This is a genomic window from Kitasatospora sp. NPDC038210 (assembly GCF_055600605.1).
This window is the reverse complement of record NZ_JBVJYK010000017.1, coordinates 1-16,865: the sequence shown is the minus strand read 5'-3', so window position 1 is coordinate 16,865 and position 16,865 is coordinate 1. Positions and strand designations below refer to the sequence as shown.

Here is a 16,865-nt window from a genome sequence, read left to right as displayed (position 1 = left end):
CCGGTCCCCCTGTCGCTCAACGGCCCGCGCGTTCCGCGGCCTGTCCCTCGCGGCGCAGGCGCAGCGCCTGTCCGACGTAGTCCAGCGCGGTGCCGACGGTCAGCAGCACCGCCAGTCCCATCAGCACGGCCCGCCCGGTGGCCAGCCACCCGGTCAGGGCCAGGACGTACATGCCGACCGCGGTGCCCTGGGTCAGCGTCTTGAGCTTGCCGCCGCGGCTGGCCGGGATGACCCCGTAGCGGATCACCCAGAACCGCATCAGCGTGATGCCCAGCTCCCGGGCCAGGATCACCACGGTGACCCACCAGGGCAGGTCGCCGAGCAGCGAGAGGCCGATCAGCGCGGAGCCCATGATCGCCTTGTCCGCGATCGGGTCGGCGATCTTCCCGAAGTCGGTGACCAGGCCCTTGCGGCGGGCCAGTTCCCCGTCGAACAGGTCGGTGATCATCGCGATGGCGAACGCGGCCCAGGCGACCGAGCGCCACTTGGGGTTGTGCCCGCCGTCGGCGAACAGCAGCAGCACGAAGACCGGGACCAGCAGCACCCGGACCATCGTGAGCACGTTGGCGATGTTCCAGATCCCCGGGGTCGCCGGCGCCGCGGCCACCGGTCTGCCCGGGTGGGCCGCGGCCGGGGCGCCGGGCCCCTTGGTCATTCCCCGGCTCCCGGGACCGAACGGACCCGCACCTGCTCCAGCGCCTCGGCGATCAGGTCGACGCCCTCGCTGGCGACCACCCTGGCCCGCCAGAACTGCCCGACCTCGGGGGCCTCGACGCCCTCCAGGGTGGTCAGGCCGTCGGTCTCCGGGGCCTGGTGGCCGGCCCGGCCCTCGACCACGCCGTCCTCGATCGACTCGATCAGCACCTCGACCTCGGTGCCGATCCGCTGCTCGGCCCGCTGGGCGGTCATCTCCTCGGCCAGCCGGCTCAGCCGGTCCAGCCGCTCGGCGATCACGTCGGCGTCGAGCTTGCCGTCGTAGGTCGCGGCCTCGGTGCCGTCCTCGTCGGAGTAGCCGAAGACGCCGATCGCGTCCAGCCCGGCGTGGGTGACGAAGCGCTCCAGCTCCGCGAAGTCCTCCGCGGTCTCACCGGGGAAGCCGACGATGAAGTTGGACCGGGCGCCGGCCTGCGGGGCCTTGTCGCGGATGGTGCCCAGCAGCTCCAGGAACTGGTCGGTGGAGCCGAAGCGGCGCATCCGGCGAAGTACGGCGGGCGCCGAGTGCTGGAAGGACAGGTCGAAGTAGGGCACCACGTCGGTGGTGCCGGTCATCGCGTCGATCAGGCCCGGACGCATCTCGGCCGGCTGCAGGTAGGACACCCGCACCCGCTCGACGCCCTCGATCGCGGAGATCTCGCCGAGCAGCGTCTCCAGCAGCCGGATGTCGCCGAGGTCCTTGCCGTACGAGGTGTTGTTCTCGCTGACCAGGACGATCTCGCGGACGCCCTGCCCGGCCAGCCACTGGGCCTCGTGCAGCACGTCGGAGGGGCGGCGGGAGATGAACGAGCCGCGGAAGGCCGGGATGGCGCAGAAGGAGCACCGGCGGTCGCAGCCGGAGGCGAGCTTGACCGAGGCGACCGGGTTGTCGTCCAGCCGCTTGCGCAGGGTGCGCGGGCCGGAGGCCGGGGCGAGGCCCTCGGGCAGGTCGGCGATCGGCTCGGCGGCGGCCTCGGCGCCGTGGCCGGGCAGCGCGACGGCCTCGGCGGCCGTCTGCCGCTCGGCGGGGCTGATCGGCAGCAGCTTGCGGCGGTCGCGCGGGATGTGCGGGGCGTGGTGGCCGCCGGAGAGGATGGTCTGCAGGCGGTCGGAGATGTCGGCGTAGTCGTCGAAGCCGAGGACACCGTCCGCCTCGGGCAGCGCGTCGGCGAGCTCCTTGCCGTACCGCTCGGCCATGCAGCCGACCGCGACGACGGCCTGGGTCCGGCCGTGCCCCTTGAGGTCGTTGGCCTCCAGCAGGGCGTCCACGGAGTCCTTCTTGGCGGCCTCGACGAAGCCGCAGGTGTTGACGACGGCGACGTCCGCTTCGGCGGCGTCATCGACCAGCGACCAGCCGTCGGCCTCCAGTCGCCCGGCGAGTTCCTCGGAGTCCACCTCGTTGCGGGCGCATCCGAGCGTGACAAGGGCGACAGTACGGCGTTCAGGCATAGGCCCAAGATTAACGCGCGGCCTCCGGTGCCGTTCCCCCCGGAGGCCGCGCGCCTCGATTCGGCCGGCCGTCACCGGCCCTCGCCGACCCCTGTGGTCAGCCCGCCTGCGGGTCTCCGGGGGTGTACGTGACGTGCACCACCTGCCCGTCCTTGCCGAGGAGACCGAGGTCCTTGCCGTTGACGTACGCGTGCACGGCCCCGCCGTTCCCCAGCACCAGCTTGATCTGCTTGGGGTCGGTGAAGGTCTGGTCCTGGCCGTCGTTGATGTTGTTCTGGAACAGCGACTTGCCGCTGCCGTCCATCGCCGAGACCCAGCTGGTGCCCTCGGCGACCAGCTTCACGGTGACCTTGTCGGCCGGGACGGCGGCGATCGCGGCGGCGCTCGGCGCGGGCGCCGGCGGCTGGACGGCGGGCGTCGCGGCGGGGGCGACCGATCCGGTGCCGGAGCCGCTGGGCAGCGGCGCGCTGGCGGAGCCGGTGGTGCCGTGCCCGTCCTTGCCGCTGACCAGGTTGAAGCCGATCAGGGCGACCACCGCCACGATCGCGGCGACCATGGCGGCCGCCCAGTTCGGCCGGCCGCGGCTGGGCACCTTGATCGGGCCGCTGTCGATCAGCTGGCCCGCCGGGCGCTTGGCGGCGGGCGGGCCGCCGTGCGCGGCGTCGTAGCGGGCCACCAGCCCGTCGCCGTCCACGCCGACGGCGCGGGCGATCAAGCGGATGTGTCCGCGGGCGTAGAAGTCACCCCCGCAGCGGCCGAAGTCGTCCTCCTCGACGGCATGGACGATCGGCACCCGGATGCGGGTGGCGGTACTCACCTGGTCCACCGTGAGGCCCGCGTCGATCCGGGCGGCGGACAGCACCCGGCCGATGCTCGGGGCATCGGCCGCCTGCGCCGCGTCGTCGGTCGGTTCGACGGACGACGGGGCGTTCTCGCGATCGGAGGACTTGCCGATGGTCACGGGGCACGCCTTTCGAGCGGATGGCCACCTGCTGGGGAACAGTCTAGGGGCGTGGGCGGATCGTTTCTCAAGCGGAACGGGACCGAATGCGTGCACCCGCCCCGGCCGGGGTCCGGCAGCCCGTTGACCGGTCGTCAACGGAGCCGCACGCGGGCTCCCCGGGGTTCGCTTTCCGGCCTGTGACGCGGTGTGCGGGCGTTCGGTTCCCCACAGCGCGCCTACCCTCCTCCGAACGAGTGACACCCCGTCCGGGGCAGGGGGACTCCGGCGCCCCGGACAGCCCCGGACCGCCCGGCCGCGCACCCGTCCGGCGCGCGGGGCGCCGGACGGCACGGCCCGTCAGCCCCGCAGGGTCACCAGCACCCCGTCCAGCTCGTCCGGCTTCACCAGGACGTCGCGGGCCTTGGAGCCTTCGCTGGGGCCGACGATCCCGCGCGACTCCATCAGGTCCATCAGCCGGCCCGCCTTGGCGAAGCCGACCCGGAGCTTGCGCTGGAGCATCGAGGTCGAGCCGAACTGGGTGGAGACCACCAGCTCGGCCGCCTGGATCAGCAGGTCCAGGTCGTCGCCGATCTCCTCGTCGATCTCCTTCTTCGGCCCGCCGCCGACCGTCACGTCGTCCCGGTAGACGGCGGACAGCTGGTCCTTGCAGTGCTGCACCACCTTGGCGATCTCCGCCTCGGTGACGAACGCGCCCTGCATGCGGATCGGCTTGCTCGCGCCCATCGGCAGGAAGAGGGCGTCGCCCTTGCCGATCAGCTTCTCCGCGCCGGGCTGGTCCAGGATGACCCGGGAGTCGGCCATCGCAGAGGTCGCGAAGGCCAGCCGGGACGGCACGTTGGCCTTGATCAGACCGGTGACCACGTCCACCGAGGGCCGCTGGGTGGCGAGCACCAGGTGGATGCCGGCCGCGCGGGCCAGCTGGGTGATCCGGACGACGGAGTCCTCGACGTCGCGCGGAGCGACCATCATCAGGTCCGCCAGCTCGTCGACGATCACCAGCAGGTACGGGTACGGCCGGAGCTCCCGCTCGCTGCCCAGGGGTGGGGTGACCTTGCCGGCCCGCACCGCCGCGTTGAAGTCGTCCACGTGCCGGAAGCCGTACGCCGCGAGGTCGTCGTAGCGCATGTCCATCTCGCGGACCACCCACTGGAGGGCCTCGGCGGCCTTCTTGGGGTTGGTGATGATCGGCGTGATCAGGTGCGGGATGCCCTCGTACGCCGTCAGCTCGACCCGCTTGGGGTCGACCAGCACCATCCGCACCTCGTCCGGGGTGGCCCGCGCGAGGATCGAGGTGATCAGGCAGTTGATGCAGGACGACTTGCCCGCACCGGTCGCGCCGGCCACCAGGATGTGCGGCATCTTGGCGAGGTTGGCCATCACGGTGTGGCCCTCGACGTCCTTGCCCATGCCGACGACCATCGGGTGCGAGTCCTCGGCGGCCGTGCGGGAGCGCAGCAGGTCGCCGAGGTTGACCATCTCGCGGTCCCGGTTGGGGATCTCGATGCCGACCGCGGACTTGCCCGGGATCGGGCTGATGATCCGCACGTCCGGGCTGGCCACCGCGTACGCGATGTTCTTGGCGAGGGCGGTGATCCGCTCCACCTTGACGGCCGGGCCGAGCTCGACCTCGTATCGGGTGACCGTCGGGCCGCGGGTGAAGCCGGTGACCCGGGCGTCCACCTTGAACTCGCTGAAGGTGCCGGTGAGCTGGGCGACCACCTCGTCGTTGAGCGCGCTGCGGGCCTTCGCGGGGCCGCCGCGCTCCAGCAGGTCGAGGGAGGGCAGCGCGTAGCCGATGCCCTCGCCGAGCTGGAGCTGCTCCATCCGCACCGGCGCCGCGCCGTGCTCCTCGGGGGCGCCCGGGCCGCCGCTGCGGGCGGCCGGGACGGCGGGCTCCTCGGGCGGTGCGGTGTAGTCCTGCACCTGGTGCATCATGTCCGCCACCGCGGAGGAGGCGGGCACGCCGTAGACCAGCGCGCCGTCCAGGTCGGCGGCCGCGCCGGCGGCGAGGTCGCGGGTGGCGTACGGGTCCGGCGGCTCCTTGTCGAGGGAGACCCGCACGGCCTCCGCCGGGTCGTCCGGGTCGGCCTGCCTGCGTCGGCGGCGGCGCCGGCGGGCGGCGACCTCGTCCGTCGGGTCGTCAGCACCGCTGTCCACGGTGAACGGCAGCGCGTCGGGGTCGGCGTCCTCCGGCGGCTCGGTGGACAGCTCACGCCCCGGCGCACGCCCCCTGCGCACCTCGTCCTCCGGCCCGGGCTCGACCACGCCGAGCCGCATGCCCATCCACCGCACCCGCTCACCGATCCGGTTGACGGGCGTGGCGGTGACCACCAGCAGGCCGAAGAAGGCCAGCAGCAGGAGCAGCGGCACGGCGAGCGCGGGCCCCGCGGCGGCCATCATCGGGGTGGACGCGGCCCAGCCGATGATGCCGCCGGCCCCCCTTATCCGGGAGGCGCCGCTGCCCATCATGGGCGCGCCGCAGCCGATGTGGACCAGACCGAGGACGCCGACCAGCAGCGTGCTCAGCCCGATCACGATCCGGCCGTTGGCCTCCGGCAGCTCCGGGTGGCGCCAGAGCCGGATCGCAATCGCGGCCAGCAGGAACGGCACCAGCACGTCGAGCCGGCCGAACAGCCCGGACACCACGGCGGTCGCCGCCTCGCCCAGCCAGCCCTGCGGGCTGAACCAGGTGCCGGCGCCGGTCACCAGCGCGAGCGCGAACAGCAGCAGGCCGACGCCGTCCTTGCGGTGGGCCGGGTCGAGGTTCTTGGCACCGTCGCCGAAGCCGCGGAAGATCGCGGCGATCGGACTGGCGATCGCGTTGAGGGCGCCCATCAGCACCGACCTGGACGGCGGTGCCGGCGGCGGGGCCGACTTGGCCGCGGCCTTCTTCGCGGGAGCCGCCTTCTTCGCCGCCGCCTTCTTCGCGGGCGGCTTGCCCGGGGCTTTCGCCGCGGCCTTCTTGGACGGTCCCGGACTCGTCTTACGTGCTGCGTTTCCGGGCGTGCGAGTGGCCATGGGTCAGCAGCCTACCGGGGTGGACCACCGGTGCACATGTGCCCGAGCCGGGCCTCCCCGACGTGTCGCAGACACACCGTCACGCTGACCGGGATTCACCCGGACGCCGCACGGGCCCACCCTGACGGGTGAACGCGGGGCAGCGGATCAGGAGCTTCCGGGGCGCATCGCGTCGAGCGCCCGGCGCAGCGCCACCAGTTTGCGCTCCAGGTGCGCGGCGGTCGCCGCGACGCCCGCGTCCTCGCCCCCGTCCAACTGCTTGCCGAGCGCTTCCGCCTGCTCCTCGACCGCCGCCAGCCGCGCGGACAGCTCGCCCAGCAGCGCCCCGCCGAGGACCGGCTCGCCGCCGCCCGCCTCCAGCTGCAGCCGCAGCAGCGCGGCCTGCTCCTTCAGCTGGCAGTTCTTCACGTACAGGTCGACGAAGACGGAGACCTTGGCGCGCAGCACCCACGGGTCGAAGGGCTTGGAGATGTAGTCCACCGCGCCGGCCGCGTAGCCGCGGAAGGTGTGGTGCGGGCCGTGGTTGATCGCGGTCAGGAAGATGATCGGGATGTCCCGGGTGCGCTCGCGGCGCTTGATGTGGGCGGCGGTCTCGAAGCCGTCCATCCCGGGCATCTGGACGTCCAGCAGGATCACCGCGAAGTCGTCGGTGAGCAGCGCCTTGAGCGCCTCCTCACCGGACGCGGCGCGCACCAGCGTCTGGTCCAGGGCCGAGAGGATCGCCTCCAGCGCCAGCAGGTTCTCCGGTCGGTCGTCGACCAGGAGGATCTTCGCCTTCTGCATCAGGGCTCGCCCTCCTGTCGCCTGCCTGCCGCCCGGTGCAGGCACCCGCGTACTGCCCACCGCTACCCCGGTCATGCTAGCCGCACCCCCTCGCCCGGCACATCGCCCCGTCGTGACCGATCCGGAGCGGCGCACAGCCAGTGCCCCGGCGCACGCTCAGCAGGGCGTCGTCATCCGGTCACTGTTCGCAACGATCGGTGACCCTACCGGGTTCCCGGGCCGGTCCGCCAGCAAACCGGCCGCCCGGGAGGCGTGAACCCCGGGGCCCGCGACGGCGTTCACGCCGTCCCCGGCCCCCGCGCACCCGCCGGGGCGCCCCCGCACGGCCGGGAGCACCCACCACCCGCTCAGCCGCGGTCGCCGCTCAGCCACTCGCTCATCACCGTCAGCAGGTGGTCGGTCTCCACCGGCTTGGTGATGTGGTCGGTGGCGCCCGCCTCCAGGGACTTCTCCCGGTCGCCCTTCATCGCCTTGGCGGTCAGCGCGATGATCGGCAGACCGGCGAACTGGGGCATCCGCCGGATCGCCTCGGTGGTCGCGTAGCCGTCCATCTCCGGCATCATGATGTCCATCAGGACCAGCGCCACGTTCTCGTGCTGCTCCAGCATCTCGATGCCCTCGCGACCGTTCTCGGCGTACAGGACGGTCAGGCCGTGCTGCTCCAGCACGCTGGTCAGGGCGAACACGTTGCGCACGTCGTCGTCCACGATCAGCACCTGCTGGCCGTCGAAGCGCCGGTCGCCGTTGACCGGCCGGAGCGGCACGGGCTCCACCGCCCGCGGCCCGGCGGCGCTCTCCAGGGCGGCGCTGCGCCGGCGCTCCACGGCGCCGCGGCGGCGCTCCTCGGCCAGCTCGCGGACCTCCTGGGCCCAGTGGTCGGCGGGGTTCTCGCCGACCGGCACCGGCAGGCCCACCGGGGTGACGCCGACCGAGGCGCGCGGCGCCTGGGCACCCGCCGCGGACTGGCGCTCGCCCGGGCGCGGCTCCCCGGTGGTCTCCGGGGCCTCGGTGCGCAGCGGCAGGTAGAGCGTGAACGTGGAGCCCGCCCCCAGCTCGCTCTCGGCGTGGATCTCGCCGCCGAGCAGCCGGGCGATCTCGCGGCTGATCGACAGCCCCAGGCCGGTGCCGCCGTACTTGCGGCTGGTGGTGCCGTCGGCCTGCTTGAAGGCCTCGAAGATCTCCCGCAGCTTGTTGCCGGGGATGCCGATGCCGGTGTCGGAGACGGCGAAGGCGATCAGGGCGTCGTCCGGGTCCTGGATCGATCCGGACTCCAGCAGCCGCTCGCGCACGTGCGGCGGGACGCCCGGACCGGCCAGGCTGATCTCGAAGTCCACGGCGCCGGCGTCGGTGAACTTGACCGCGTTGGAGATCAGGTTGCGCAGCACCTGCTGGAGCCGCTGCTCGTCGGTGTGCAGGGTGACGGGCAGGGCGGGCGAGACCCGGACGGCGAAGTCCAGGTTCTTGTCCAGCGCGACCGGCTGGAAGGTCGCCTCCACGTAGTCGACCAGCTGGACCAGGGCGATCCGGGCCGGGCGGACGTCCATCTTGCCGGCCTCGACCTTGGACAGGTCGAGGATGTCGTTGATCAGCTGGAGCAGGTCGGAGCCGGCGCCGTGGATGGTGTCGGCGAACTCGACCTGCTTGGGCGAGAGGTTGCCCTCGTTGTTGTCGGAGAGCAGCTTGGCCAGGATCAGCAGCGAGTTGAGCGGGGTGCGCAGCTCGTGCGACATGTTGGCGAGGAACTCGCTCTTGTACCGGGAGGCCAGGGCGAGCTGTTCGGCGCGCTCCTCCAGGACCTGGCGGGCCTCCTCGATCTCGCTGTTCTTGATCTCGATGTCGCGGTTCTGCTGGGCGAGTTGCTCGGCCTTCTCCTGCAACTCCTCGTTGGTGCGCTCCAGTTCTTCCTGACGCGCCTCCAACTCCGCCGACCGCATGGACAGTTCGGCGGTGAGGCGCTGGGACTCCAGCAGCAGGCCCTCGGTCTTGGTGTTGACGCTGATGGTGTTGACCGTGACGCCGATCAGGTCGGCGATCTGGTTCAGGAAGTCCAGCGCGACGGTGGTGAAGGAGCTGAAGGTGGCCAGCTCGATCACCCCGAGCAGCCGGCCCTCGAACAGCACCGGCAGCACCACGATGTGGGCCGGGGAGGCCTCGCCGAGGCCGGAGGCGATCTTGAGGTACCCGGGGGGCGCCTCCTTGAGGATGATCGCCCGCTTCTCCACCGCGGCCTGACCGATCAGCGACTCGCCGGGGCGGAAGGTGGTCGGCATCGCACGCCGCTGGTAGCCGTAGCTGCCGATCAGGCGCAGCACGGTGTCGTTCTCGTCGTCGTCCTCGGTGATCAGCTCGGCGGTGCGGCCGGCCGGCTGGGCGAGGAAGAAGGCGCCGTGCTGGGCGGAGACCACCGGGGTCAGCTCGGTCATGATCAGCGAGGCGACCGCCTCCAGGTCCCGGCGGCCCTGGAGCAGGCCGGAGATCCGGGCCAGGTTGGTCTTCAGCCAGTCCTGCTCCTGGTTGGTTCGGGTGGTCTCGCGCAGGTTGGCGATCATCTGGTTGATGTTGTCCTTGAGCTCGTCGAGCTCGCCCGCCGCGTCCACGTCGATCCGCAGGCTCAGGTCGCCCCTGGTCACGGCGGTGGCGACCTGGGCGATCGCGCGCACCTGCCGGGTCAGGTTGTTGGCCAGTTCGTTCACCGACTCGGTCAGGTCCTGCCAGGTGCCGTCCACCCCCGGCACCCGGGCCTGGCCGCCGAGCCGCCCGTCGGTGCCCACCTCGCGGGCGACCCGGGTGACCTCGTCGGCGAACGCGGAGAGCTGGTCGACCATGGTGTTGATGCTGGTCTTGAGCTGGAGGATCTCGCCGCGCGCGTCGACGTCGATCTTCTGCGAGAGGTCGCCGCGGGCGACCGCGGTGATCACCAGCGCGATGTTCCGCACCTGGCCGGTGAGGTTGTTGGCCATCAGGTTGACGTTGTCGGTCAGGTCCTTCCAGATGCCGGCCACCCCCGGCACGCTGGCCTGGCCGCCCAGGGTGCCGTCGGTGCCAACCTCGCGGGCCACCCGGGTCACCTCGACCGCGAACGAGGAGAGCTGGTCGACCATGGTGTTGAGGGTCGCGGCGAGCGCGGCCACCTCGCCCTGCGCGTCGATGGAGATCTTCTTGGAGAGGTCCCCGCGGGCCACCGCACCGGCGACCTCGGCGATGTTGCGCACCTGACCGGTCAGGTTGGACGCCATGAAGTTGACGTTGTCGGTCAGGTCCTTCCAGATGCCCGACACCCCGCGCACCCGCGCCTGGCCGCCCAGGATCCCCTCGGTGCCCACCTCGCGGGCCACCCGGGTCACCTCGTCGGCGAACGCCGACAGCTGGTCGACCATGGTGTTGACGGTGGTCACCAGCTCCAGGATCTCGCCCCGGGCGTCGACGGTGATCTTCTTCGACACGTCGCCGCGCGCCACCGCCGTGGTCACCTCGGCGATGTTGCGGACCTGGCTGGTCAGGTTGTTGGCCATCAGGTTGACGGAGTTGGTCAGGTCCTTCCAGATGCCGGCCACGCCGGGCACGCTGGCCTGCCCGCCGAGGATGCCCTCGGTGCCGACGTCCCGGGCGACCCGGGTCACCTCGTCCGCGAAGGCGCCCAGCTGGTCCACCATCGTGTTGATGGTGTTCTTCAGCTCCAGGATCTCCCCGCGCGCGTCCACCTGGATCTTCTGCGACAGGTCGCCCTTGGCGACCGCGGTGGTCACCTGGGCGATGTTGCGGACCTGGTCCGTGAGGTTGTTCGCCATGAAGTTGACGTTGTCCGTGAGGTCCCGCCACACCCCGGCCGCCCAGGGCACCTGCGCCTGACCGCCCAGCCGGCCCTCGGTGCCCACCTGACGGGCCACCCGGGTCACCTGCTCGGCGAAGCCGGAGAGCTGGTCGACCATCGTGTTGATGGTGTTCTTCAGCTCCAGCATCTCGCCGCGCGCGTCCACCTCGATCTTCTGCGAGAGGTCGCCCCGCGCCACCGCCGTCGTCACCTGGGCGATGTTGCGGACCTGGCCGGTCAGGTTGTCGGCCATGAAGTTCACCGAGTCGGTGAGGTCCCGCCAGACCCCGGCCACGCCCGGCACCTGGGCCTGACCGCCCAGCCGCCCCTCCGTCCCCACGTCCCGGGCCACCGCGGTGACCTGCGCGGCGAAGCCGTTCAGCTGGTCCACCATGGTGTTGACGGTGTTCTTCAGCTCCAGCATCTCGCCGGCCACCTCGACGGTGACCTTGCGGGACAGGTCGCCCTTGGCGACCGCGGTCGTCACCTGGGCGATGTTGCGCACCTGCGCGGTCAGCCGGCCGGCCATGGTGTTGACCGAGTCCGCCAGGTCCTTCCAACTGCCCGACACGCTACGGACCTTGGCCTGGCCGCCGAGCTTGCCCTCGGTGCCCACCTCGCGGGCCACCCGGGTCACCTCGTCGGTGAACTCCGAGAGCTGGTCCACCAGCCCGTTGACGGTCCGCCCGATCTTCAGGTACTCGCCGCGCAGCGGGTGGCTCACCCCGTTGCTGTGCAGCGAGCGCAGCTCCATCTTCTGGTCCAGGTCGCCCTCGGCGATCGAGGTCAGCACCCGGCCGACCTCGGCCATCGGGCGGGCCAGATCGTCGATCAGCGCGTTGCAGTTGTCGACCGCCGCCATCCAGGCGCCCTCGCCCGCACCGGTCTCCAGCCGCTCGTTCAGCCGGCCCTCGCGGCCCACCGCCCTCCGGACCCGGGCCAGTTCACCGGTCAGGTGCTGGTTGCGCTCGGCGACCTCGTTGAACACCGCCGCGATCTCCGCCAGCGGCCCGTCGCCCGGAATCGTCAACCGGCGGCGGAAGTTGCCGTCCCGCATCGCGGTCAGCGCGGACAGCAGCTTGCGCAACTCGGCGGGCTCCGCGCCGCGGTTGTGGCTCGCTCGCCGGCCGGCCGCGTTCCGCGGCGCGGTCCCGGAGCGGCCGCCGCGCTGGGCGGGCGGCGTCGTACCGGTTGCGTCCTTGGTGGCCGAACTCAACGGGCCCCTCCCACATCGTGAACTGTCCGGTGACCGCCCGTGCCGGTGCGGCACGCGTCCGGGCACCGGCCCGGCTGGGCTGCGTACCGGCGGCCTACGGCGCACCGGCACCCACACGACCGTACTGCTCGTACCGGTCATCGCGGACCCCCCAGTCTGGCAGCACCGGCACCCGGTGCACGGCCGGTTGCGCACGGTTGGTGCCGCACCGTCCGAAACAGGTGGGCAGAATCACCCTCTGGTGCCTGTTTCGGCTCCCCGCCCCCACGGGGAACCAAGCGGAAAGTAGGGTGGAGCGCTGCACCGGGCCACGACCCGACCCAGCGCCGCCGCTCACCCCGACGGCGCGCACGGGGAAAGTCGGCGCCGCACCCCGGACAGCCAGGGCAAGAGCAGCAGAGGAGAAGTGGCAACGTGGTCACCGCGCGCGCAGCCGCCACCTTCGACCCCGACGGCCGGTCCGCGGCCGCCGCCCGGGGGTTCGTCCGGGACGCGCTGCTCGGCTGGGGCCTGCCGGAGGTCGTCGACGACGCCATCGTGCTGGTCAGCGAGCTGGTCACGAACGCCGTCGTGCACGCCGGCACCGCCGCCGAGGTCTGCTGCCTGCGCGAGGAGGAGACCGTCCGGATCGAGGTCACCGACCACCACCCGGAACGCGGCCTGCCCTCCCTCGGCGACGGACCCGTCACCGCCTCCGACCGCTACGCCGACCCCGACGGCGAGGGCGGCCGCGGCCTGCTGATGTGCTCCGCCCTCGCCGAACGGTGGGGCGTCGAGTACGCGGCCGGCCGGAAGACCGTCTGGTTCCGCCTCCAGCTGCCCGCACACGTGCTCGGCACCCGCTACGCCGTGCCAGCCACCCCCGGCAGCGACCTGCCGAGCAGCGCCGGCCCGGTGCACGTCGCCGTCGTCCAGATCGACGAGGACGGCCGCGTCCTGGCCTGGAACCCGGACGCCGAGGCCCTCTTCCGCTACCCCGCCGGCACCGTCCTCGGCCGCCCCTGGGCCGACCTCGCCGTCTGGCCGCAAGCCCCGGACCGCGGCCTGAGCCTGACCGACACGCTGCGGCTGGCCCGTTGGGAGGGCGGCTACGGGATCCGCCGCCAGGACGGCCGCGAGGTCGAGGTGTACGGCGTCCAGGTGCGCGTGCGGGACACCGAGGGCGTCCCCTCCACCCTCTGTCTGCTCGTCCTCGAACCCGACCGCGCCGTCCTGCGCTCCCCCGCCCGCGCCCTGCCCGGCGAGCGCCCCGACCAGACCGGCCCCCGGCTCGACCTGCTGGCCGGCCCGGTCGCCACCGACGACCTCGACACCCTGCTGCAGCGCACCGTCGAACGCGCCCGCGACCTGCTCGACGGCGACGCCGCGTACCTGCTGCTGACCACCGAGGACGAGACGGAGTTCGAGGTCCGCGCCGCCACCGGCCTCACCACCGGGCACCGGCGGCACGCCCGCTTCCCCGTCGAGACCGGCAACCGCTACGACTCCGCCCGACTGCCCTCCGTCCACGAGGACCTCACCGCCCGTCCCACCGGCCTGCCCCTGCTCTCCGACAGCGGCATGCGCTCCCTGCTCACCGTCCCGCTCAAGGTCGAGGGCCGCCTGATCGGCTCCCTCGGCATCGCCGCCACCGCGCCCGGCCGCTACGACAACGAGGACGCGATGCGCCTCCAGTTCGCCGCCGACCGGGTCGCCCTGGCCGTCGAGAGCACCCGGCTGACCGAGCTCGAACGGCTGCGCCGCGGCTCGCTCTCCTTCCTGGTCGAAGCCTCCGACCTGCTGGCCGGCACGCTCGAACACGAGCAGACCCTGGCGCTGATGGCCCAGATGGCCGTCCCCACACTCGCCTCCTGGTGCGCCGTCTACACCACCGCCGACCACACCTCCCCGGCCCGGCTCGCCTTCGTCCTGCACGAGGACGAGGACCGCATCGACCCCCTGCGCGACCTCCTCGACAAGGCCCCCGTCCCCGAGGCCGGCCCCACCCACGGCGTCCGGTTCTGGACGGCGCCCGCCGAGACCGCCGCGGTCGGCGGCCTGGCCGACAGCCCGGAACTCGCCGGTCTGCTGGGCGAGACCGTCGTCATCGCACTGACCGCCCGCAACCGCGTCATCGGCCTGCTGGCGCTCGGCGTCCCGACCGGCGTCCGGTTCCGCCAGGAGATCCTCGAACTCGCCGAGGACCTCTCCCGCCGCGCCGCGCTCGCCCTCGACAACTCCCGCCTCTACTCCGAGCGCACCGCCACCAGCCAGGCCCTGCAGCGCAGCCTGCTGCCGCCGGACCTGCCCGAGATCCCGGGCGTCGAGGTGGACGTGTACTACCAGGCCGCCGGCGAGGGCAACGAGGTCGGCGGGGACTTCTACGACCTGTTCACCATCCGCGAGGGCACCTACGGCTTCGCCATCGGCGACGTCTGCGGCACCGGCCCCGAGGCCGCCTCGGTCACCGGCCTGGCGCGGCACTCGCTGCGGCTGCTCGCCCGCGAGGGCCTGGACGCCCCGCAGGTGCTCCGCCGCCTCAACGCCGCCATCCTGGACGAGGGTTCGCGCAGCCGCTTCCTGACCCTGCTCTACGGCGAGCTGACGCCCCGTCCGGACGGCAGCACCGAGCTCTCCCTGGTCTGCGCAGGCCACCCGCTGCCGCTGCGGCTGCGCACCGACGGCCGGGTCGACCGCGCCGCCACCCCGCAGCCGCTGCTCGGTGTCATGGACGACCTCGACCTGACCGCGGAGACCCTGGTACTCGCCCCCGGCGAGGTCCTGCTGTGCGTCACCGACGGTGTCACCGAACGCCGCGAGGGGCGGCGGATGCTGGGCGACGACGGTCTCGCCGAGGTGCTCACCGGCTGCACCGGCCTGACCGCCGGCGCCGTGGCCGCCCGCGTCCAGCGCGCGGTCGAGCGGTTCGCCCCCGAGCCGCCGTCCGACGACATGGCGATCCTGACCCTGCGGGTGCCCAACCAGCGCCAGCCGTGAGCCTCCCCGGCCGGCGCTGCAACTCGCGCGGTGCCCGACGCGGTAGCCGGCGCGGCAACTGGCGCGGTAACTGACGCAGTCACAAATTGTTATCTTCACAAGGGTACAAGCGCCTGCTGCCGGGTAGACCGATCTCACCGGGGAATCCACCCGGAGGGGACGTGACCAGCGGGCTCTCCGCTGGCCCATCATTCTGACCGCAGCCCGCGCACGCCCACAGCCGTGCGCCCTCGGCGCGGTCGCGCGCATCCACTCGTCGAAACCACACCACAGCGTCACTGCGCCCTGCGCGCGCCCAGAGTGAAAGGAGCCTCCGGTGAGCAACGACGCTACCGGGGCAACGAACGCCCGTTCCACCGGAGCCGACGCGGGTAACCTCGGCTACCTCGCCCTCGGCCTGACACTTCTCGCCTACGGTCTGCTCTCCACCGGCATCCTGCACGGCGCCGGCGCCGGGGACGCGGCCCACCTCGCCCACCTGCTCGGCGGCGTCACCCTCTTCATCGCGGGCCTCTGGCAGCTCCGCGGGGGAGAGGGCTTCACCGGCACCGCCTTCACCAGCCTCGGCGCCTTCTGGGCGACCTGGTCGGCGGCCGGCGGGGCGGGCAAGAACGCCGCCGGTCTGTTCCTGCTGCTGTGGGCCCTGCTCGCGCTCACCCTCACCGCGGCCGGCTGGGGCGGTGGGCAGCTCAGCCGTGCCGTCTACGGCCTGCTGACGCTCTCCCTGCTGCTCTCCGCCATCGCCACCTTCGGCGGCTACGGCGGCCTGGGCAAGCTCGCCGGCTGGGTCGCCGCCCTCTCCGGGCTCGCCGCCTGGTACTGGGCCACCTCCGCCCTGAGCAACGGCTCCTGGGGGAAGGTCGCCCTGCCGGTCAAGTGACCTGCCGGGCAGATCCTTCGGGCAACCGACCGAATCCCTGACCGGGCTTCCGGCCGGTTGCCCGGTCAGGGGAGCCCGAGACGGCTCAACGGACCTGCTCCAACCGCCCCTCGGCGGAGCGACGGGGTCGGGCCTCCGTTCCGGCGGAGACCCGACCCCGTCGGCGTGCCGCCAACGCCAGCACGGCGTAGGCGAAGAGGAGGATCACGACGGCGACGATCCCGTCCGCCCAGAAGTGGTTGGCCGTCACGACGACCACCGCGACCGTCAGCACCGGGTGCAGCACCATGACCCACCGCAGCGAACTGCGCGACACCCGGATCACCGCGACCGCGGCCAGCACGCACCAGGCCACGTGCACCGAGGGCATCGCCGACAACTGGTCGGCCACCACGACACCACCGACCGCGCCCCCGTACACCGACTGCCCGTACACCGCGGCCACGTCGACGAAGCCGCTCTCGGGCAGCATCCGGGGCGGTGCCACCGGGATGAACTGCACCAGCAGGCAGACCGCGGTCGTGATCACCACCGTGTTCCGCACCCACGCGTACCGCTCGCGGTGACGCACGAACACCCAGAGCAGCACGCCGAGCATCACCGCGAAGTGCATCACCGCGTAGTAGTAGTTCGCCAGCCGCACCAGCACCGGGTACGGCGTGATCGCCGCCTGCCAGGAGGCCTCGTCCGGCAACCCGACCACCTGCTCGGCGTGGTGGATCCAGCTCGCCCGGTCCAACGCGTGGTCCGCGCTCATCACCGACAGGTGCCCGACCAGCTGCCAGAGCGCGAACAGCGCCAGCAGCGTGCCGGCCTCCCGCAGCAGCGCCGACAGCGACGGCTTCCGGACCCTCGACGCGACGTACGCGCCAGCGTAGAGGCCGGCGGCGGCGCCCCCGGCGGACTGCCAGGTCAGGGTCAGGTTCTGCATTGGCAGAGGGTAACGCAAAAAGCCCCCCTCCCGGATGGGAAGGGGGCTTTTTGGAATGATTGTTCGGCGGCGTCCTACTCTCCCACAGGGTCCCCCCTGCAGTACCATCGGCGCTGTGAGGCTTAGCTTCCGGGTTCGGAATGT

At 72.5% G+C, this 16,865-nt stretch carries 9 protein-coding genes and 1 rRNA gene; 2 read left to right on the top strand and 8 right to left on the bottom strand.

Going from position 1 to position 16,865, the window contains the following annotated elements; translation table 11 throughout:
• Window positions 1–16 precede the first annotated feature (16 nt).
• From pgsA to ACZ7KX_RS29710, 6 genes are all read right to left on the bottom strand, one after another.
• The gene (gene pgsA, locus ACZ7KX_RS29735) at window positions 17–655 is read right to left on the bottom strand and encodes a CDP-diacylglycerol--glycerol-3-phosphate 3-phosphatidyltransferase (RefSeq protein ID WP_350523401.1); all 639 of its coding nucleotides are present in this window, start codon (window positions 653–655) and stop codon (window positions 17–19) included.
• Window positions 652–2,142, bottom strand: coding sequence for a 30S ribosomal protein S12 methylthiotransferase RimO (gene rimO, locus ACZ7KX_RS29730; protein WP_470329159.1), 1,491 nt, complete (start codon window positions 2,140–2,142; stop codon window positions 652–654). Before rimO ends, pgsA begins: the two co-directional genes overlap by 4 nt.
• 97 nt (window positions 2,143–2,239) lie before the next feature.
• The gene (locus ACZ7KX_RS29725) at window positions 2,240–3,103 is read right to left on the bottom strand and encodes a helix-turn-helix domain-containing protein (protein WP_470329158.1); all 864 of its coding nucleotides are present in this window, start codon (window positions 3,101–3,103) and stop codon (window positions 2,240–2,242) included.
• Between the two features lie 339 nt (window positions 3,104–3,442).
• A complete protein-coding gene (locus ACZ7KX_RS29720; protein WP_470329157.1) occupies window positions 3,443–6,124 on the bottom strand; it encodes an FtsK/SpoIIIE family DNA translocase in 2,682 nt (893 codons plus the stop codon).
• Window positions 6,125–6,271: 147 nt separating this feature from the next.
• Window positions 6,272–6,910: a response regulator gene (locus tag ACZ7KX_RS29715; RefSeq protein WP_350523416.1), complete on the bottom strand. Its 639-nt coding sequence runs from the start codon at window positions 6,908–6,910 to the stop codon at window positions 6,272–6,274.
• Between the two features lie 344 nt (window positions 6,911–7,254).
• Entirely contained in the window at window positions 7,255–11,934 is a 4,680-nt protein-coding gene (locus ACZ7KX_RS29710) for a HAMP domain-containing protein (RefSeq protein WP_402804820.1), read from the bottom strand.
• A gap of 414 nt (window positions 11,935–12,348) precedes the next feature.
• Between ACZ7KX_RS29710 and ACZ7KX_RS29705 the strand changes: the two genes are divergently transcribed.
• Window positions 12,349–14,910 (top strand): SpoIIE family protein phosphatase, encoded by a 2,562-nt coding sequence (locus tag ACZ7KX_RS29705; protein ID WP_470329156.1) that lies wholly within the window; start codon window positions 12,349–12,351, stop codon window positions 14,908–14,910.
• 316 nt (window positions 14,911–15,226) lie between these two features.
• A complete protein-coding gene (locus ACZ7KX_RS29700; RefSeq protein WP_470329155.1) occupies window positions 15,227–15,790 on the top strand; it encodes a GPR1/FUN34/YaaH family transporter in 564 nt (187 codons plus the stop codon).
• A gap of 85 nt (window positions 15,791–15,875) precedes the next feature.
• Here the strand turns inward: ACZ7KX_RS29700 and ACZ7KX_RS29695 are convergent, their stop codons facing one another.
• Together ACZ7KX_RS29695 and rrf are read right to left on the bottom strand one after the other, a co-directional pair.
• Window positions 15,876–16,721, bottom strand: a complete 846-nt coding sequence (locus ACZ7KX_RS29695; RefSeq protein ID WP_350523407.1) for a phosphatase PAP2 family protein — start codon at window positions 16,719–16,721, stop codon at window positions 15,876–15,878.
• A gap of 61 nt (window positions 16,722–16,782) precedes the next feature.
• A 5S ribosomal RNA gene (gene rrf, locus ACZ7KX_RS29690) occupies window positions 16,783–16,865 on the bottom strand; the annotation flags it as partial.